General features: G+C 37.5%; 19 protein-coding genes and 3 pseudogenes. 15 read left to right on the top strand and 7 right to left on the bottom strand.

The window, feature by feature from the left end; translation table 11 throughout:
• Nucleotides 1–17 precede the first annotated feature (17 nt).
• Nucleotides 18–551 carry a hypothetical protein gene (locus tag LO754_RS08915; protein ID WP_231786302.1) on the top strand — a complete coding sequence of 178 codons (534 nt, stop codon included), beginning with the start codon at nt 18–20 and terminating at the stop codon, nt 549–551.
• Between the two features lie 163 nt (nt 552–714).
• The gene (rarD, locus tag LO754_RS08920; RefSeq protein ID WP_108030556.1) at nt 715–1620 is read left to right on the top strand and encodes an EamA family transporter RarD; all 906 of its coding nucleotides are present in this window, start codon (nt 715–717) and stop codon (nt 1618–1620) included.
• 69 nt (nt 1621–1689) lie between these two features.
• Here the strand turns inward: rarD and LO754_RS08925 are convergent, their stop codons facing one another.
• Nucleotides 1690–2931 (bottom strand): helix-turn-helix domain-containing protein, encoded by a 1242-nt coding sequence (locus tag LO754_RS08925; protein WP_231786061.1) that lies wholly within the window; start codon nt 2929–2931, stop codon nt 1690–1692.
• A 206-nt stretch (nt 2932–3137) separates the two neighbouring features.
• Between LO754_RS08925 and LO754_RS08930 the strand changes: the two genes are divergently transcribed.
• The gene (locus tag LO754_RS08930) at nt 3138–4436 is read left to right on the top strand and encodes an MFS transporter (RefSeq protein WP_231786062.1); all 1299 of its coding nucleotides are present in this window, start codon (nt 3138–3140) and stop codon (nt 4434–4436) included.
• A gap of 110 nt (nt 4437–4546) precedes the next feature.
• Here LO754_RS08930 and LO754_RS08935 read toward each other — a convergent pair whose 3' ends face one another.
• From LO754_RS08935 to LO754_RS08950, 4 genes are all read right to left on the bottom strand, one after another.
• Nucleotides 4547–5263 carry a LutC/YkgG family protein gene (locus LO754_RS08935; RefSeq protein ID WP_231786063.1) on the bottom strand — a complete coding sequence of 239 codons (717 nt, stop codon included), beginning with the start codon at nt 5261–5263 and terminating at the stop codon, nt 4547–4549.
• Nucleotides 5263–6690: a LutB/LldF family L-lactate oxidation iron-sulfur protein gene (locus LO754_RS08940; protein WP_231786064.1), complete on the bottom strand. Its 1428-nt coding sequence runs from the start codon at nt 6688–6690 to the stop codon at nt 5263–5265. Before LO754_RS08940 ends, LO754_RS08935 begins: the two co-directional genes overlap by 1 nt.
• 25 nt (nt 6691–6715) lie before the next feature.
• Nucleotides 6716–7432 (bottom strand): (Fe-S)-binding protein, encoded by a 717-nt coding sequence (locus LO754_RS08945; protein ID WP_108030559.1) that lies wholly within the window; start codon nt 7430–7432, stop codon nt 6716–6718.
• A gap of 233 nt (nt 7433–7665) precedes the next feature.
• Nucleotides 7666–8397 (bottom strand): FadR/GntR family transcriptional regulator, encoded by a 732-nt coding sequence (locus LO754_RS08950; RefSeq protein WP_024363539.1) that lies wholly within the window; start codon nt 8395–8397, stop codon nt 7666–7668.
• 481 nt (nt 8398–8878) lie between these two features.
• On the opposite strand from LO754_RS08950, the pseudogene LO754_RS08955 reads away from it, so the two are divergent.
• The 5 genes and pseudogenes from LO754_RS08955 (at nt 8879) to LO754_RS08975 (ending at nt 12836) form a co-directional block, all read left to right on the top strand.
• Nucleotides 8879–10559, top strand: a pseudogene (locus tag LO754_RS08955) (L-lactate permease).
• 282 nt (nt 10560–10841) lie between these two features.
• Nucleotides 10842–11552, top strand: a complete 711-nt coding sequence (locus LO754_RS08960) for a cytochrome c biogenesis CcdA family protein (protein WP_024363541.1) — start codon at nt 10842–10844, stop codon at nt 11550–11552.
• 33 nt (nt 11553–11585) lie between these two features.
• Complete coding sequence (locus tag LO754_RS08965; protein WP_029747323.1) at nt 11586–11972, top strand: response regulator; 387 nt, start codon at nt 11586–11588, stop codon at nt 11970–11972.
• Between the two features lie 24 nt (nt 11973–11996).
• Nucleotides 11997–12494, top strand: coding sequence for a cytochrome c biogenesis protein CcdC (locus tag LO754_RS08970; RefSeq protein WP_231786065.1), 498 nt, complete (start codon nt 11997–11999; stop codon nt 12492–12494).
• Nucleotides 12495–12644: 150 nt separating this feature from the next.
• Nucleotides 12645–12836 carry a hypothetical protein gene (locus LO754_RS08975; RefSeq protein WP_024363544.1) on the top strand — a complete coding sequence of 64 codons (192 nt, stop codon included), beginning with the start codon at nt 12645–12647 and terminating at the stop codon, nt 12834–12836.
• 80 nt (nt 12837–12916) lie between these two features.
• On the opposite strand, the gene LO754_RS08980 is transcribed toward LO754_RS08975, so the two are convergent.
• Nucleotides 12917–13345, bottom strand: coding sequence for a DUF2621 domain-containing protein (locus LO754_RS08980; protein WP_025219274.1), 429 nt, complete (start codon nt 13343–13345; stop codon nt 12917–12919).
• A 306-nt stretch (nt 13346–13651) separates the two neighbouring features.
• Here LO754_RS08980 and LO754_RS08985 point away from each other — a divergent pair, with 306 nt between their 5' ends.
• The 6 genes and pseudogenes from LO754_RS08985 (at nt 13652) to LO754_RS09005 (ending at nt 18320) form a co-directional block, all read left to right on the top strand.
• Complete coding sequence (locus LO754_RS08985; protein WP_231786066.1) at nt 13652–15007, top strand: FAD-binding oxidoreductase; 1356 nt, start codon at nt 13652–13654, stop codon at nt 15005–15007.
• A 327-nt stretch (nt 15008–15334) separates the two neighbouring features.
• On the top strand, nt 15335–16237 hold the full coding sequence (locus LO754_RS08990; RefSeq protein ID WP_231786067.1) for a glycine betaine ABC transporter substrate-binding protein: 903 nt from the start codon (nt 15335–15337) through the stop codon (nt 16235–16237).
• Between the two features lie 178 nt (nt 16238–16415).
• Entirely contained in the window at nt 16416–16694 is a 279-nt protein-coding gene (locus tag LO754_RS08995; RefSeq protein ID WP_231786068.1) for a hypothetical protein, read from the top strand.
• A 340-nt stretch (nt 16695–17034) separates the two neighbouring features.
• Nucleotides 17035–17246, top strand: a pseudogene (locus LO754_RS23725) (GNAT family N-acetyltransferase); the annotation flags it as partial.
• A 25-nt stretch (nt 17247–17271) separates the two neighbouring features.
• Nucleotides 17272–17889 carry an FMN-binding negative transcriptional regulator gene (locus LO754_RS09000; protein ID WP_231786069.1) on the top strand — a complete coding sequence of 206 codons (618 nt, stop codon included), beginning with the start codon at nt 17272–17274 and terminating at the stop codon, nt 17887–17889.
• 111 nt (nt 17890–18000) lie between these two features.
• Nucleotides 18001–18320 (top strand): annotated as a pseudogene (locus LO754_RS09005) (thioredoxin family protein).
• A gap of 55 nt (nt 18321–18375) precedes the next feature.
• Here LO754_RS09005 and LO754_RS09010 read toward each other — a convergent pair.
• Nucleotides 18376–19101 carry a MerR family transcriptional regulator gene (locus LO754_RS09010; protein ID WP_024363552.1) on the bottom strand — a complete coding sequence of 242 codons (726 nt, stop codon included), beginning with the start codon at nt 19099–19101 and terminating at the stop codon, nt 18376–18378.
• A gap of 88 nt (nt 19102–19189) precedes the next feature.
• On the opposite strand from LO754_RS09010, the gene LO754_RS09015 reads away from it, so the two are divergent.
• Nucleotides 19190–19894: a CPBP family intramembrane glutamic endopeptidase gene (locus LO754_RS09015; protein ID WP_024363553.1), complete on the top strand. Its 705-nt coding sequence runs from the start codon at nt 19190–19192 to the stop codon at nt 19892–19894.
• The last annotated feature ends 42 nt before the right edge of the window (nt 19895–19936 follow it).

Here is a 19936-nt window from a genome sequence, read left to right on the forward strand (position 1 = left end):
GGAGTGAGATATAAGTGATGAGCAAAATGGATCAATCAGCATTAACATGGGAAAAAATGCAAGATGGTACACTAGCTGTTCTAACGACGGATACGCTCATGGTGTTAACGCAAAGTCGCTATAAGGAATTACTTCATTTTGAAAAATTATTAAATGACATGCATCTTGATGTAGATGAGAAGCAACTTGTTTTGGAGCAAGAACAGAAAAGTTTAAAAAAACAAAACACAACGCTTGAAGCAGACATACAAAAACTAACGCAGCAAAATGCGGTGCTACAAAAAAAGCTTACCGAATATAATTGTGTAATCGATGAGCTGAAGGAACTCCGTCGACAGAATACCGACTTGCTAATTGAGCTTAGTAAATATACAGCTCTTTCAAAGGAATCGCTATCAGGCCCATTAAAATCAATGATTCGAGATATGCGAGAGCAAGGTGTAGGCATTAAAGAAATTCATATTCGTATAAAACGTCAAATTAATCCTGATATAAGTTATAGTATGGTGCGAAAATATATTTCTGAGCTAGAAAGTGAGAATAAAGCGTAACAAAACGTGTTTAAGCGATAAACAACACGTCCATAGTAATTTTGTGCATTTACAGTTGCCAATCAAAGTCCTATAATTAGTCTATTCTTTACATTATGAATGTCATCATGTGGAAATACGAGAAATCGTAAGTGATTTAAGAAGAGTAGGAGAATTTAAGACAATGTCAAACGAGAAAAAAGGAGTATGGGCAGCGTTTTTAGCCTATGCTATTTGGGGAGCATTCCCACTTTATTGGAAACTGCTTGAGCATGTGCCGAGTATGGAAATATTATTAGGGCGTGTCATATGGTCTTTCGTCTTTACAGTATTAGTAGTGATTATTGTCGGTATGCGTAAAGATTTAATAGCTGATTTAAAATATTTATGGACGCACCAGAAGAGTTTTTGGCAACTAGCTTGTGCTTCCTTTGTTATTTCAATGAATTGGTACTTATATATTTGGGCAGTAACACATGAACATTTAATAGAGACAAGCCTTGGCTATTATATTAATCCACTATTGTCGGTTATTTTTGGTGTGGTCTTCTTTAAAGAGAGTTTGAGTCGTGCACAATGGGTTGCAACAGCAATTGCCTTTATTGCGGTCATCATATTAACGGTAAACTATGGGACAGTGCCTTGGGTGGCAATTCTTATTGCGTTATCATTTGCTATTTACGGGGTATTGAAGAAGAAAATTACCCTGGATGCAACAAGGGGACTTGCCATTGAAACGCTATTTATCCTGCCGTTTGCACTAGGATATTACGTCTATTTATTTACAACAAGCCAAGCGTCATTTTTACACGTCAATATCCAAACGGATGTACTCATGGTCGTGAGTGGGATTGTAACAGCAGTGCCCTTAATTTTATTTGCAAAAGGTGCTCAAAATATTCCGCTTTATTTATTGGGCTTTATACAATATGTGGCACCGACCATCGTGTTAATTTTGGGTGTCGTTCTGTATAAGGAACCGTTCAGTCCAGTAGAGCTGTTGGCATTCAGTATTATTTGGGTAGCCTTATTATTGTTTTCTGGTTCAAAAATTTTAGAAATAAGAAAAGCACATCATAAATCTGCGTAACATAAGGTAAAAGTGTTAGATTGACAGCGGTCATTCTAACACTTTTTTCAATGTCCCGTTCTTCGTTTATTACCTCGAATCGATTTGTGCTTTAATCGTTAAATAGGTTTCCTCAATTTTTTGCTTATATGGAAGGTCAATTAAATCGATTGAGTCAATATAAGCTTTTTTGGCAATTTCATAGGCAGTCGTCAATTCACCATGCTGTGCATAGCAAAGAGCTTTATAGGAAAAACATTCATTCATACTAAGCAAATCATAAGGATGTGAGATGAAAATAGGGATTTCTGTAAAGTGGTTAAAGGCCTCAAGTGATTCCGCATAACGACCAAGTAAATACAACGATTTTCCCTTTTCAGCGTAATAAAAATTCGAATCTAGTTTAGTGGAGCCAGTAAGTGCACGGAATTGTTCGATTTCAACTAATGCTTGCTTATAATCATGAGTATAATTGTTATAATAATGGGCTTTTAAGACGTATATAAAGGCGTCGACATCAGCTTGTTCAACAAACATGCGATATTGCTCCAACTTCATAATCATTTTATCCGCCTGTTTGAAGTCACCATCTATCATCGCACAATAGGCACCAATACGGTATAAATCATCGATATGATAAAACAATTGATTTTGATGTGCATGTTCTATCGTTTCTTTGATGAGTTGTTTACCAGCTTCATGTTCACCGATGGCTAGTTGAAAAATACAAATATAATAAGCTAATTTTGCAGTATCTCGGGAATCTAACTGATAGTTTTCATGTGCAACTTCTTCTTTTACTTGTAGAATACAGCGATAAGCCTCATTGTATCGACGATTTTCTGACAAAATAGCGAGTTGTAGAATATAAGTTTTTAACCAATGGCTTAATAAATTAATTTCTCTAAATATTTGCCGTGCTTGGTGTAGCGGCGCCTCCCATGTCAATAAACCTGCCTCATATTGGGCATCAGCATAGATATACAGTAAACGTCCTGCTTCATAGCTAAGAGGGAAATCTTCTATATAAGGTTGAATGATATCAACAATTTGCTGATGGTTATCCGCATCTCCTCGTCTTACTTCAGCAAACATAATTTCTACTTGCTCCAGCAACTGACGTATATCAGAGGATGCTACTTGTTCAAGTAGTTCACTTGCTTTGACTCCAAGTCGTTCCGCAATATATTCTAAGCTTTCCATCGATGGCTTCGCTTTATCGTTTTCTATTTGGCTGAGCATACCTTTTGTTAGACGATCGGCAGCAAGCGCCTCTAATGTTAATTTTCGTTCTTTTCGTAATTTGCGAATTCGCGTGCCTAAAGAGTCCACTGCCCCGCCTCCTTTCTTTACTACTAACAATAATCACTAATCTTTGTAAAGTCTATACATTTTGCCAAAAGCAAAAGAGAAACTCGATGCCACCTAATTGTTTAATTATATTAAACTTTTTATTGCGCGAAAAGTGGGAATCGTGTTATATTTTGTTTAATAAAATTAAACTTTTAAATTAAATTAAAATATGGAGGGGTTTTTTAATGAGTGAAGCGGCAAAATATAAAAAGGCGACCTATCATTTGTGGACTTTTACCGCCAGTAAAATGATTGCAATGTTAGGGTCGCATGTATTGTCTTTTGGTATTAGTTTGTATATTTTAGCGATGACGGGTTCCGCTACCAGCTTTGCAACAAATATGATTTGTTCCATATTACCTAGAGCACTTGTTGCGCCATTAGCAGGATATGTCGCAGATAATTATTCAAAGAAACGAACAATATTAATAGCACAAGCTGGAACGATTTTAACGATGGCAAGTTTATTGTTTTATACAGAGACAATTGGTATGTCTGTTAATGCGATTTATGTGACTACCGTATTTTATACGCTTTGTTCAGCATTTTCGAGCGTAACCTTTACTTCAGCAATTGCAACACTCGTTAATCCAGAACGTTTACAGCGGGCAATGTCATTTAACCAAATGTCGGTGTCTGTAGCGGCTGTTGGGGGACCTGTTATCGGTGGGATGATGTACGGCTTTTTCTCTATGGAAGTATTTTTAATAGTTCATATGGTAGCGTACGCGATAGCCTTTTGCTTAGAGGCCACGATGAATTTTAATTTGTATAGTACGCGAGGGGACACTGCTAAAGCGGAAAAGATATGGCAAGGACTTGTTGGAGGCTTTAGCTATATCAAACAACATAAGGTCATTAAAGTTGTGATGTGGCTATCGTTGTGGATTAATTTATTTTTCTCTGCCATTGTCGTTGGTGGAACGTATATCATCATCGAATTACTAAAGGTTGAATCTACCCATTTTGGTTTTATTGAAGCAGCGGGGGCGGGTGGTATGTTAGTGGCCTCCATCTATTTTGCATCACGTGCCGAAATAAAAGTGCCACTTCGTTTTTCTAAAATAAGTTTATTGTTGCTTTCAAATAGCTTAAGTTTTGCGGTAATCCCTTTAGTGACGAATCTATCGTATGCAATGATTGTTATCTTTTATATTGGGTTGTATTTTATTTTTGCTATTTTTGAAATGGGTGTAAATATGCCTCTAGGCGTTTTTATGCAAAAGCTTATTTCCGAGGAGTATCGCGGACGCGTATTTGGACTAATGGAAACAATGGCGATGTCTATGATGCCAATTGGTATGCTTGTCTATGGAGTACTATACGATTCTCTCCCAGCAACCGGTATATTGCTAGTGACAAGTATAATTATAGTGATAATGACACTTATATTACTGCGGAGGTCAGTTTTAAAGGAAGCGCATCCTGAATTTTACGATGACAAAACGCTAGCAAAGAATAGCAAACTAATACCAAATAGGTAGAATTCTAGCAGTGGCGCAAACGGGGGATTTAGTGGCGATAACCACTATCGGATCGATTCAATATAAAGCAAAACAGGCATGCAGTACATCTGGCATGCCTGTTTCCATCATTATTGATCTTCGATAACGATATAAGTGGCTTTAATCGGGCCGTGGACACCAACGACAGGAATCATTTCGATATCTGCGGAATTACTAGGACCTGTAATAAAGTTAATGCAAGAAGCGATATGCTCCCCATTTTGAACTTTTTGGCTCATCCATCGAGCTGCTTGGGTGATGCGTGGAACGATGGTGCTTTTTGGCATCAAAATTATCGACTTTTCTGGTAAAAAGCTTACCGTTCGCCCTCTATATTTATCGCTAAATAGGACGGCTGTTCCAGATTCGGCTAAAGTCATCTCACTAATTGTCAAACCGATATTTGCTTTTTCGGCTTGTCGGATATTTTCCTCTGGCTGTGTTTCATCCCATACATAAAGTTCAATATCGACTTGTGACCATTGTGTATGCATCAATTGAGCTAAACCATAATTTTCAAAGCGTTCGTCTTGCCATGTGATGACAGAGCGACCACCGTATTGCTCTACGACTTTTTGTAAATCCGTTGCTAGATTTTCTGTAGTAGTAACTATAACATCAGTATTAATATTTTTACATTGCTTCGCTAAGACAGCAACGAGTTCATCTTTCGTAGCATCTTTTAACACACGGTCTTGAGGTTGGTATTGCCAAACTGGTTTTGTTAGTTGTGTTTTTGGTGCTCGTCCAAGTTGCTTGGCAATATTCGATAAAAATGCATCTCTATTTACAATGCTTCCTGCCATTATTCAGAACCTCCTTTTGTACGGCTGTTAAACCAGCTTCGGAAATTTTCTTTATTCGGAGCTGGGAAATCTCTTGCTTCTGTCCACGCTTTTAATGGTCCTGGGCCGTTTGAAATTTTATTATCCTTTGTAAATGGAGACATGGCTGGTGCTGCCATTTTCGTTGCCATTTTGTATAAAGTAGGGGAGGAAGCACCTAAGCCAAACGCCTTCATAAGAAGCTTTTCGGACACCGGGGCTCTTCCTTCATTTTCAACGATGACCTGACGATGGCGATGAATCAGTTGATGCAATGGGATTTTGACAGGACATGCATCTGTGCAAGCGCCGCATAAAGTCGAGGCATATGGTAACTCCTTGAAATCATCATAACCACCTAGCAATGGTGACAACACAACACCGACAGGACCTGAGTAAATTGAACCGTACGTATGTCCACCAACATGACGGTATACAGGGCAAGCGTTAACACAAGCTGCACAGCGAATACATTGCAAAATTGGTTGGAATTCCCCCCCTAAAATAGCTGAACGGCCATTATCGACAATAACTAAGTGGAATTCATCTGACCCATCCGTATCGCCTTCATCTTTTACACCAGTTAACGTCGTAATATAGCTTGTTAGCTTTTGCCCAACAGCACTTCTCGTTAATAAACTAACGAGGACCTCCATTTCTTCGAACGTGGGCACAATTCGTTCCATGCCCATCACAGTAATTTGTGTTTTAGGTAAGGCGGTTACTAAATCAGCATTTCCTTCATTTGTAACGAGTGTGATGGAGCCACTTTCTGCGATAGCGAAGTTACAGCCAGTAATGCCAATATCTGCTGTTAAGTACTCATTTCGTAGTTTTTCACGAACATAAAGGGCTAGTTCTTCTGGTTTTTCTGTTTGCTCATAGCCTTGTTTTTCTTTAAATATATCGCGAATTTGCTCTTTATTTTTATGCAATGCTGGTACGACGATATGCGATGGGGGTTCATGATCTCCAACTTGCAAAATATATTCGCCAAGGTCTGTTTCAATCACTTCACAGCCCAGTTGTTCGAGCGCGGGATTTAAATTGATTTCTTCTGTTACCATGGATTTAGATTTGACGATTTTTTTCGCTTGTTTTTTTTCGGCGATTTGTTGAATATAGCTAGTAGCTTCTTCGGCAGTTTTAGCAAAATATACATGTCCACCACGATTTGCTACATTTTCACTCAGTTGATATAAGTAATAATCTAAATTGGCGAGAACATGCTGGCGAATTTCCTCACCATGTGAACGCCATTCTTCCCAGTGCCCAAGCTCATCTGCTTGTTGTAATCGGCGCGTTTGAAAGCGTTCTTGTGCACTGGATACCGCACCTCGCATAAAGGTATTTTCTAACTCTTTCGATACTCGCTTGTTAAACCTATCATCGCTTGTTTTCATTGCCATTCGATTATCCTCCTCTAAAAGCCACTTATCGGCAGTTTAGTACTTCCGCAATATGCATCACTTTAATGGGTTTGCCTTGTCGCTCAATACGCCCCCCGATATTGATTAAGCAGCCCGCATCCGCACCGATTAAAATATCTGCTTCCGTTTCTTCCACGTTTAGTACTTTTTCATTGACCATTTCTCCAGAAATATTCCCCATTTTTACTGAAAATGTGCCGCCAAAACCACAACAGCGGTCTTTTCCTGGGAGTTCTACGTATTGTAAACCTTTAACATTTCCTAATAATTTCATTGGTGCTTCTTTCACACCGAGCAATCTAGTCATATGGCAAGAGGTGTGGAATGTCGCTTTACCTTCTAAATGTGCACCTACATCTTCAATCTGTAGAATGTCTACAATAAATTCCGTGAATTCATATGTTTTAGCAGCTAACGCCTGTGCTTTCGCTTCCCATATAGGGTCCCCTTTAAATACTTCAGGATATTCTTTAAACATATAAGCACAAGAGCCAGAAGGGGAGACGACGTACTGTGCATGTTCAAAAGCAGTTATCATTTTTTTCATCGCATTTTTCGAATCCTGTACATAACCACTATTATAAGCAGGCTGTCCACAGCAAATTTGATTTTCTGGAAAGTCGATGTCACAACCTAGTCTTTCTAAAACTTCGACAACTGCTTTTCCTACCTCACCTTGAAACATATCGACTAAACAAGTCGCAAACAATGTTACTTTCATGCTTTTCGCTCCTTTTGTATGGATTTGCAATTTCAATTGATTAATCAACTGGTCATCAGATGACTTGGTGGACAGTTAGATTGTTTTTATCATACTACAACCTATAAGATGGGTGGAAGTGCTATTTGCAAATTTTCAAAAAATAGGGGAGGGACAAAAAAGAAAAGTGCTAGATTGTGTTCAATCAATCTAACACTTTTTGCGATAACATTAGCTCTGGCAATTTATGAATTTTATTCCTTTGTAGATTCGGTTGTGTCGAAATAGTGCATTAAAACTTCCTCTACATTGCTTAAATGAGAAGACATTGCATGCTTTGCTAGCTCTTCGTTTTGTTGTTTAATGGCAAGAAAAATTTGCATATGTTCATCATATAATTTTTCGCTTGTCGTTTTTTTAGAATACAACCAAATACGACGCGTTTCTTTCATTGTTTCAATCATTAAACCGGATACTTGGTCTAAAATTGTTGCCAGTAGGGGGTTTTGAGAGGCAGCAGAGATTGCCGCGTGAAATTGAAAGTCCGCTTTTTCGCCAAGCTCTCCATCACCCTGTGCTAGTTTCATGTCATCTAAAATACGCAACATTGTTTGTATATCTTCATCTGTCCGATGAATGGCAGCACTGGCAGCGGCACCCACTTCAATAATTTTGCGTACTTTTAATAGATGGGAGACATCTTTTTTATTTGTTAATGTGAGTGTTGAAAGTGGGAAGTCAAGTTGTTTGGATGGAGTGCTCTTAACAAAAGTGCCGGAACCTTGTTTAATTTCGATTAAGCCCATTGCTTTTAGTGCAGATAAGGCTTCTCTTATGGCAGACCTACTTACTTGTAATTGTTCAGCAAGTTGTTCGACAGAGTCAAGACGATCTCCTGGTTTCAGGTCGCCAGCTCGAATTTTTTCATAGAGCATTTCTGATACTTCCTCATATATTTTTTTCGGTTTAATTTTCTTTAATTCCAAGGAGCTACACCTCATTCATCTCAATCAATTGCTCTATATAAGTATATTATACATGAAGAATGCTAATTTACTCACTGTTTCTCATGAATACTTTTCTTGGGCGTTTAGGATTAAAATATTGTACAGTTTTGCTAGTAATTGCTACTTAAAGTAGCTAAAATGGAAATTTTATTTTAAAAATATATTGAATTTTTAAAATTTAGTTCATATAATTTTAACATATAGTCATCAGATGACCTAATCTATTTAAGTTTGGAGGGCGTAAACCAGCTTAGCAAAAAAGTGTTGAATGTTTAGTTACAAGATAACTTCAATTGACGTTTTTACAAGTCTGACAAAACGAAGATAGTAGCATTGGAGGAGCAAGAGGCTCGTGATAGTCGTGTCTTGCTTCTATTAGACTGCAACTGAAAACATCAACAATCTGTTAATGCCGTATTGTCATGATTGGGGAGAACTTTTTATTTTGGGGGTATGCAATTTGACATTTACACAAAATTTTACTGCTGTGGGGGATAGTTTGACGTGGTCGGCAATCGTCGCTGTTATACCAATACTTTATTTTTTCTGGGCGTTAGCCATAAAAAAAATGAAAGGCTATATGGCAGGTTTAACAACTCTGCTTGTCTCTTTATTATTGGCTGCCATTGCATTTAAAGTGCCGCTAGGGACAGCGGTAATGTCCGCCACACAAGGGGCTGTGTATGGTCTACTACCAATCGGTTGGATTATTATTACATCGGTTTTTTTATACAATATCACGGTTAAAACAGGGAATTTTAATATTATCCGTTATTCTGTCTTATCGATAACCGAAGACCGCCGTATTCAAGCGTTACTCGTCGCGTTTTCATTTGGTGCATTTTTAGAAGGAGCCGCTGGTTTTGGCGCACCGGTTGCTATTTCAGCAGCATTATTAGTAGGTCTTGGTTTTAATCCGTTATATGCTGCAGGTCTTTGTTTAATTGCAAATACAGCCCCAGTTGCATTTGGTGCCATCGGTGTACCAATTACGGCTATGGAAGGACCAAACGGGTATCGCCGCATTTGAAATTTCAAAAATGGTTGGACGTCAATTACCGTTTTTAGCAGTCTTTATTCCATTCTTCTTAATTTTTATTATGACTGGTTTTAAAAAAGCTTGGGAAGTGATGCCAGCCATTTTAGTATCTGGTATTTCATTTGCTGTCACACAATTTTTAAGTTCGAATTTTCTCGGTCCTGAATTACCGGATGTTTTATCTGCTCTAGTATCACTTTTTGCACTTGCCGTTTTCATGAAGTTTTGGCAGCCGAAAACGATTTATCGTTTTGCTTCCGAACAAGAGATTACAGCTGATACAATGTCTAAAAAAGAGTCGTACAGCGGAGGAACAATCATAAAGTCTTGGTCACCATTTATTATATTGACGGCTTTTATTTCTTGCTGGGGGATTCCTGTAGTCAAAAGTGCTTTAACGGGAAATTATGACGGTACAAATGTTATTTTAAAAGGGGTAAATTTAGTGGGGCAAGCGATGACATTTACGGCTGAAGTACCGCTTTTACATAATCAAGTAGTGAGTGGCGCAACGGGGGAAACAATTGCAGCTTTCTATAAGGTAGAACTTCTAGGTGCGGCAGGTACAGCTATTTTATTATCTGCCATCGTTTCTAAATTTATTTTTAACGTTTCATGGCACAATTGGGGAACAACATTTTTTGAAACATTAAATGAAATTAAGTACCCGCTTATTACGATTTGTAGTGTCGTTGCCTATGCCTATGTGACAAATACAGCAGGTATGATGACAACGCTTGCTTTAGTTTTAGCGAAGACGGGTGTATTATTCCCATTCTTCTCACCTGTGCTAGGTTGGCTCGGTGTATTTATTACAGGATCTGATACATCTTCAAATGTCTTATTTGCTAAGCTCCAGCAAGTGACGGCTGATTCTGTTGGAATGGAACCGGTGCTTGCACTTGCAGCGAATGCATCGGGTGGTGTAACCGGTAAAATGATTTCGCCACAATCTATCGCAGTCGCCGCCGCCGCGGTTGGACTTGTAGGGAGAGAATCAGAATTGCTGCGCTTCGCATTAAAGTATAGTGTGATGTTGCTATTATTTATCTGTATACTAACCTTTTTACAAAGTAATGTCCTATCTTGGATGATTCCATAGAGCAGTGAATTTTTTAGTAAAAGGTATTGAGAATCGCTTTCTCAGTACCTTTTTTCTGATTAGCAAACATAAAAGGGCTTTATTTTAAATTCTTGTATTATTGCAAATTTCGTTGACAGAAAAACGTAGCGGGCGCATAATTCAGAAGTGCCTTTTGCAAAGCAAAAAGATTTCGCAGTTTCTACAACTTTTCGTCAAGAAACGTTCACAAGCATTAAGGGCGCAATTTCCATTGTTTTTTGGTACGATGGAGGCAGTAACTGTAAGGAGAGAATGAAAAATATGGAAACTGATATTAACGTTTTTCTAGCGTTTGGAGCGGGCTTTTTAAGCTTCATTTCACCGTGTACTCTGCCACTGTATCCAGCATTTTTATCATACATAACGGGAATGACTTTGGATGAGCTAAAATCTGAACGTGGCATGATGCAAAGGCGTGCTATTTTGCATACGCTATTCTTTTTATTAGGATTTTCAATTATTTTTATTATGATTGGTCTAGGCGCATCATTAGCAAGGGAATTCTTCCTAAACTATCAAACATTATTGCGTCAAGTTGGCGCCATTTTAATCGTTATCTTTGGGTTAATGATTGTAGGGTTACTGCAAATTGATTTTTTAATGAAAGATCGAAAATTTCAATTCAAAAATCGACCATCCGGCTATATAGGTTCCATATTAATCGGCATCGCATTTGCGGCGGGTTGGACACCATGTACAGGTCCAATTCTAATGTCCATTATTACGTTAGCTGGAGCAAATCCTTCTTCAGGGTTTAGCTATATGTTTGCTTACTATTTAGGTTTTGCCATTCCATTCTTTGTGTTATCATTCTTCATTTCACGTATGAATTGGATTCGCAAACACAGTCAAAAAATCGTAAAAGTTGGCGGCTATATTATGATTGCGGTGGGGATATTGTTATTCTTTGATGGTTTAACATATATCACGCGATTATTGCAGCCTATTTTCGGTGGATTTATTGGCTTCTAATCTGCTAAACTAAAGGGCATACCATACTTTAACGTGGAGGGAGATGAATACGTGCCTACAGTTTTAGTAGTGGATGATACGCTATTTATGCGTGTTACAATCAGTAATATGTTTACTGAATGGGGTTATGAGGTAGTTGGCAATGCAGTGAATGGTAAAGAAGCTGTAGAGCTGTATCGAGAGTTACAACCAGATCTTGTAACAATGGATGTAACGATGCCCGTTATGACAGGTATTGCGGCTGTAAAAAGAATCATCCCAGAATTTCCTAATGCAAAGATAGTTATGATTACAGCATTAGGACAACAAAAATTAATTGTAGAAGCAATTGAAAGTGGAGCGAAAGATTTTATTACAAAGCCTTTCGAGCCAGAAAAATTAAGAGCTGTAGCAGACCAGCTAGTTGGTCAAAGTTGCTAATTTAACATCAGAGGAGGATTCTTTATGTTAAGCAATATCCCTTCTCAATATTATGTTATAGGTTCGACTATAATGACCATTATAATGGGTAGCTTTGTGATGGTATTACGTATGCGAGCTTCCAAAAAACCTACAAATGAGAAGAAAATTATCATTCCACCTATTGCCATGTCATCAGGTGCGTTAATGTTTTTATTTGCACAATTTCGAGTGCCACCTATGCAGATTTTAGAAGCTGCTGCGGTAGGTATGGTGTTCTCGACCATTTTAATTGCTACTTCGAAATTTGAAGTAAAAGGTCACGATATTTATTTAAAACGTTCAAAAGCGTTTGTATTTATTTTAGTTGGGCTGTTAATCTTCCGTGTTGTGGCAAAAATGATTTTAAGTAGCTCGATAGATGTCGGGGAGTTAGCAGGTATGTTTTGGATTTTAGCATTTGCAATGCTATTGCCTTGGCGAATTGCAATGCTGATTCAATTTAAAAAAATCAAGAAAACGATTCCATTAAAAAATATGTAAAGAAAAGAAACTACACTAGCACATTTGCTGTTGTAGTTTTTTTAACGTATACAATATTTTTTTGTATTAAGAGGATATGGTGCAATAAGCGATTTCTAATCGACAACGTGGTATACTAGGAACCATGTTAAAAAATGAGGAGTTACTTAGATGAAATATTTTAAACCACAGATGCAGTTGCTTGTAAAAGAAAACCGTGAATTGCATGACCGATTAAAAGAGCTAATGGCGGATATGGATTTGCAAAAAAACTATGCATTAAAAGCACTGTATCATGCAGAAGTGGCAGACGGTGGGCGCTATCAACAAGATTACCAAGCGCTTGATCATTTATTTAAATAAAGCATAAATCGCTAAACTAATTAAATCGTTCTATATCAAAAAAAGCCGCACCTATTGCAGTGCGGCTTTTTTGCATCCTATTAGTCAAAAAGATGCTCATATGGGGTAACATCAATTTGCATTTGATCTAATTTTTTACGTAAAAATTTGTGGTCACGTTTAGGCGTAGCTTGAATATAACCGCGTATAATTAAATCATTGTCTATAGCTGTCGCCTTTTCTTCTAAAGCGAGCTCGCCAATTTTACCTGCAATTTTTTCTTTCGCCACTTGTCTAAATAGCTCAGGTACTGGGCTCACCAACTCATATAGAAATTCCTTCTCAGGTTGTCCCCATAGATGAATCGTTTTATCTAAGTAAAATTCCTGCCAATCTAAATCTGATTTCCCATCCTGCTTTGGTAAAGCTTTTAAAAACTTGCGGAACATGAAAAATCCGCCAATAGCCATTAGCGAAATAAGGACGACTACCCAAAATAAAATAAACCATAAAAACCAACCATCTAACAAATCGTTCACCTCTTTGTCTTCTCTCACTCTATTATAAAAGCTTCAACAAAAAAATTCATCCTTATTGTGCCTCTTTTTATAAATCGTTTAAATAAATGTAAGTATTGCACTCTAGTGAAAAAAGTTACTAAGTTTGGCACAGTATGTTGTTGGGCTTGATGAGCAAGCAAGATGAGCTGCTGCCCATATTCAGAAGAAACTAAGTCTCTTAATTTATTTCTAGTCAGTAAGTTTCCTTATACCCAAACCTATCACCCTACAACGAATATACTAGTTTAAACAACGCGGACTACTAGAGGTGAAGAAATGGAGCAGGATTCATTGTTTTTTAAAGGGCTGACTGGTGAAGTTGTCACGTTAAAAGATGCGAATTATGATGAGGCACGACAGGAATGGAATCGTGCAATACAAAAGTATCCAATTGTAATCGTTTATTGTGAAAGAAAGCAAGATGTTATCAATGCTATTCGATGGGCACGTAGACATTGTGTACCTATTCGAATCAGATCTGGTGGACATCATTATGAAGGATATTCTACAGGTGATTATGTATTGGTTATTGATATTAGTCGAATGAATGCGATGACAATGGATAAAAAACGTCATCGCTTAAAAATAGAAGCCGGAGCAAAAAATGCTGAGGTGTATGAGTTTATTGGTACGAATGGATATACTTTTCCAGGTGGTACTTGCCCAACTGTTGGTGTAGCAGGGTTTACACTCGGAGGAGGCTGGGGATTTTCTAGTCGACTATACGGTTTGGGATGTGATAGTTTAGTTGAATTTGAGTTAATTAATTACGAAGGAAAGCTTATTAAAGCAAATAAACAGTGTAACGCGGATCTTTTCTGGGCGTGTCGTGGGGCAGGCGGAGGTAACTTTGGAGTTGTGGTCAGTATGACATTTCAGTTGCCAAAGCCCATCAATGCTTCTATTACACTTATTAGATTTTTTTATGTAGGTACAACGCAAGCTAAGCAAATGCAAGTAATGAATATTTGGCAAAACTGGTTGCCACAGTTAGATAAACGAATGACAGTGGTTGCAAGCTTTTATAATGCGGAAGGCGAAGGGTTAGGTATTTTTGCTAGCGGATTTTTTTACGGACCTTCGGAGATGGCTAAGAAAATTTTACAGCCCTTTGCTGAGGTAGAAGGGTTTCAGCTAGAGCTAGCACAACTATCATTTTTAGAAGCGGTTAAAAAGGTAGAAGCAACCTATCCACCATATGAAAAATTTAAGTCAACAGGTAGATTTGTTCAAAGACATTATACACTTGCGGAGCTTCAAAACACCGTTGCGCTCCTAAATAATCCTCCACAAGGTTCCGTGTATACGGCTATATCTTTTTATGCATTAGGCGGAGAAATTAGCCAAGTTGGCAAAGTGGAAACCGCATTTTTCTATCGCAATGCTAAGTATATTATGGGTATTCAGTCTGTGTGGACAGAAGATCAATACGCAAAGGAAAATGAAGCATGGGTGCGTCAACGTTTTGAATTTATTAAAACCATTACGGAAGGCTCTTATGTAAATTTTCCAATCAATCATCTCTCAAATTATGACAAAGAATATTTTGGAGGCAATGCACAACGCTTGCATCAGGTAAATAAAAAGTATGATCCGTTTAATGTCTTTAATTTTCCTCAAGGATTAGGCTAAATACTGCACAGGGGGTTCGTAATGAATGTATTTTTCAGAACACTCGAACATAAGGCGATGATTGACGTTTTAGGTCATCGTCTTTTTCGTTATTTCTAAAAAGGAAGATACAAGATGCCCATTTTGAAAATTAAATCGAAGGGGCAAAGTAAAGCCAACAGGGCTATTTTTACATCCCTTTAAATGGAAATATAAATTTGCCTTAATTGACAAAAGTAACAACTTGTTGTTAAAATCAAGTTGTTACTTTGAGCCAGATAAACTTATATAAAGTTGGTCAAAGGTCTAGAGACAAGGAAAGTCTCTTCTAATTAAGGGGGATGTAAAATGGTCAAGTTGAAAACAGTAGGACTTACTTTTGGAATAGCTGTTTCGTTACTATTAGCAGGATGTGGTGATAAAAATGATGGAGATGCAACAGGCAAGACCAAAAGCATAGGTGAGCAGGTTGATTATAAAATTATAGGGATTGAACCAGGAGCAGGATTGACGGAGCTTTCGGAAAACACGCTAGCGGAATATCAAAATTTGCAAGGTTGGGAACTGGAGGAAAGTTCAACACCTGGGATGTTAGGTTCATTAGAGCAAGCTATTCGAAATGAAGAGCCTATTATTATTACAGGATGGACACCGCATTGGATGTTTTCATCCTACGATTTAAAATTTTTAGAGGACCCTCAAGGGACATTAGGTGGAACGGAAAATATTAATACACTTGTGCGCAAAGATTTGGCTAAAGACTTACCCGATGCCTATACACTTCTAAATCAATTCTATTGGGAACCAGAAGATATGGAAGCTGTAATGTATGAAGCTCAAACAACTTCTTTTGAAGAGGCGGCAGACAAATGGATTGCACAAAACGAAGAGAAGGTAAATGAATGGACAAAAGGGATGACAAAAGTGAAAGGCAAAGAAATTGAATTAGCATCCACTCCATGGGATTCAGAAAGAGCTTCAAGCAGTGTACTACAAGCAGTATTTGAAGAACTTGGATACACAGTCACAATCACCCCAGTTGATCCTGCCATCATGTTTCAAGCAATCGCATCAGGAGTAGCCGATGCAACTGTCGCTGCTTGGTTACCAACGACACATAGCTCCTTTTATGCAAAATACAAAGATGACTTTGTTGATTTAGGAGAGAATTTAACAGGGACCAAAAATGGATTTGTTGTTCCTACATATATGGATATCGATTCCATTGAGGATTTACAACCAAAACAATAGGTTAAGAGATAACAAGGGGAATTTCCTAATAGTTAGGAAATTCTTTTTTTGTTAAAGTGGAAGTAAAAAGGGATTCATTACAAGCGTGTCGAAATAGGATGAATTGAATTCTATGTAACTTACTATAATGTAGAAGACTAAATAAGCCAGTTTTGAGCAAATAGAAGGAGTCAAAGAGATGACGTTATATTCCGTTCTAGTAGCAGATTGCGAATTACAAACAGTAGATTGTACAGGAATTACTGAAATCACTGTAAGAGAATTAAAAAAATTACATCCGATAACAGGGGATACGCCAGAACAGCCTTGGCACTCGATGGATGATGACGCAAGGATTGTCTATGCGCCAGATGAATCAGCTTTCGGTCAATTGCATATTTTCGAATGGAATAATCCGCCCTATGATTTAGCGCTGTATAATGAAAAAAGTTATGTATATGGCATTGAGGGCAATTGACAATTTTTAGATGATTTTTTAAGCTATTTAAAGCAACATATCAAACCGGAGCAAAACGTGGACTTAATTAGGTTTTGGGCAGGAGAATATGACCGAACATTAAAAAGCCGTCGTATCCATATTGCCGAAATCGAAAGCCATCACCTTGAAAGCTTACAGAACGAACAGTACATATGTGTCGCTTTTGTGTAACTTAAAGCATGTGAAGTCTTTTTTCTAGAATAAAGTTAGGATTTTGGTATTTGAATTATGGCAGATTTCTGTGCTATGTTTTCGTGCTGTATCAAGGAAATAAGATTTATAAAGGGGCTGTATATCAAATGACTATACAAATCAAAAAGTGCAAGCAGATGTACATGTACTCCGAGACAAAAGTATTGAAACGTTTCAGGATACATATAGCAAACAAAATAAGCCTGAAAATATGCTAGCCTATTTGGATAGAGCATTTCCCCTCAACAATTGGAGCGGGAACTAGTGAATCGTGGTTCCCAATTTTATTTCATTTATTTCGATGAAGACGCTGCGGGCTATTTAAAAGTAAATACAAATCACTAAATTGGAAAGGCGGACGATTATGTATATTCCTAAATACTATAAAGTGACAGATGTTCATGAAATTGAAGCGTTTATTCAAATGAACTCTTTTGCTACACTTGTCACAACAAAACAAGGCACACCAATTGCCACTCACTTACCGTTAATGTTACATAAAAAAGGCGAGGACACGTATCTTACTGGCCATATGGCATATGGGAACCCACAGTGGAGAACATTTGCATCTTGTGGGGATGTGCTAGTGATGTTCCAAAGGCCGCATGCGTATATTTCTTCTTCTTGGTATTCGCACGAAAATGTGCCAACGTGGAATTATCAGGCGGTCCATATTTATGGCACAGCAACACTTTTAGATAAAGATGAATTAAGCGAAGATTTAACGTGGCTGTTAGAAAAATATGAGAAGCATAGAGAGCAACCTGTTTTATGGGAAAACCTTTCACCAGAGCTTTTAGAAAAAGAAATGAAAGGTATTGTTGGATTTAAAATAAAGATTAGCGATATACAGGCTGCCTATAAATTAAGTCAAAACCGTAATGATGCAGACTATGGAAATATTATTGCACAATTGAATAATGAAGCAACACCAAATTCAAAACAAATAGCAGAGCAAATGGCAAAGCAATGTAAAAAATAACGAGAGGCATCTTTTTTATTGCGCTAGATGGACATGCAAAGCATGATTGTTTAACCATATTTTAATAAATGTTATGATGAATTAATAACTGTGAAAAAGGGGATTGTTTTAATGGAAAATTTACTCTCAATAGAGCAATTTGAAAACTTAAAAAAAGGTGAACGTACAATATTTGTTTTTTCAGCAGACTGGTGTGGAGATTGTCGATTTATTGATCCGATTATGCCGACAATTGAAAAAACTACAGCAATTATCATTTTGTGAAAATTGACCGCGATGATTTCATCGATTTATGTGTTGCATTAGATGTATTTGGTATTCCAAGTTTTCTAGCTTATGATAAAGGCAATGAAGTTGGCCGCTTTGTTAGTAAGGACCGTAAAACACAACAAGAGATTGAAGCTTTTTTAGATGGATTAACTTTATCGTAAGACTTGCCTAAGCTATAGGGGACGCTATCTCCTATAGCTTTTTATTTGCCTGCTTTCAAGCTGTTACATAAGCAATACAACGTTCCACATACGCTAGTACCTCTGCTGAAATCGGGTATAATCCTGTTTTCTCTGTAGGGAGTTTTCGAACCTCCCAAAATTGATCCATTAAATCCGTGTCGCCTTGAAACGTATCGTTTGATAATTCGATTATTTTGGAACCAATTTGAAAGCCTTCGTCCGATTCAGCTTGAATATTGTTTTTGATACACCATTCAATTTGTCGTAGTAATCCAATATATTGCTGTGTCATTATGTCATTGCTACTGAGGTTTGGAATAGTTTGTTGTAAAAATGTTTGTTCATGCTCTTGGAAATAGTCCACCCATTTTTTAGAGGTGCTTTGAGAACGTTGAACGAGTTCCGTCACATGTTCCCACGATAATGATTCTTCTAAATCCATCATATTAATCAATGATGTCGTATGAGAGATACTTGTTTGCAGTTCAGCAAGTCGTTCTTGTAAGTAATTGTGATGTGAAATTAAAATTTGTTTATAGGAAAGTTTATCTAATAAATCACGAATTTTATCGAGTGGAAGTGACAGCGTTTTTAGAATGATGATTTTCTCTAATTTAAACAAGTCTTCTTCTGAATAGTATCGTCGTCCATAATCATCTTTAAAACTTGGTGTAAGCAGATTAATTTGATCGTAATACCGAAGTGTGCGAATGGAAATATTTCGCTGTTTCGCTACCTCTCCAGTCGTCCATTGTTTCATTTTCATTCCTCCTGAAAAAAAGATTGCGGGTGACGTTACGTCATCTCATACACTTAGATTACATCATATAAAGGAAGAAGGATAGAGAATGGAAACGAAACAAATGAACTGGAAAAATCAAGATAATTGGGGATGGAGAGAATTTATTTTATTATTGCTAGTAGAGTTTGTTGTTGTCATCGGCATTATTAAATGGCTAGTGAAACCAATGTATGCTCACTTGTTTCGTAATGAGCTATATGCTGGAACATTAACAGGGTTCACGATTGCAATTACGCTTGTTTTTGGTGTTTATTTTATAGCGCTACGTCCTAAAAAGCTTTCATGGCGTGAAGTAGGAATAACATCAATTTCGTTGAAGCAATGGAAAACGATACTATGCTATTCGGTTCTGTTAATGATTGGCGCCTTACTAATCGTTGTGCTAACAAGTTATATTGGGTTTTCGGTGGAAAATAGCAAAACACAGGCCATACAGCAGAACGTAACCTTCTTTACGGTACTAATAGCCTTTCTCTCTGCGGCTGTTATTTCACCAATATACGAAGAGATTTTTTATCGAGGTTTTTTATATCGCTGGTTACGTACACGCTTAGGATTGGTCGGTGCCATTATCCTTAGCTCATTTATTTTTACGATTGCTCATATCCCCACCTATAATGTCATGCCCGTCAACTTCTTTAGTGGCATTATTTTTGCTTTAGCATATGAACGCACGAATTCTATTTGGCCTTCCATTATCATTCACGGCTTAACGAATGGCATGATGGTTTTGCTGACAAGTTTGGGATGAATAGATGGTTAACATCGACAAAAAAACCAGGTCTCATTAAAC

This window comes from Lysinibacillus sp. GJ-1 (assembly GCF_021166035.1).
In the GTDB taxonomy this organism is placed as follows: domain Bacteria; phylum Bacillota; class Bacilli; order Bacillales_A; family Planococcaceae; genus Lysinibacillus; species Lysinibacillus sphaericus.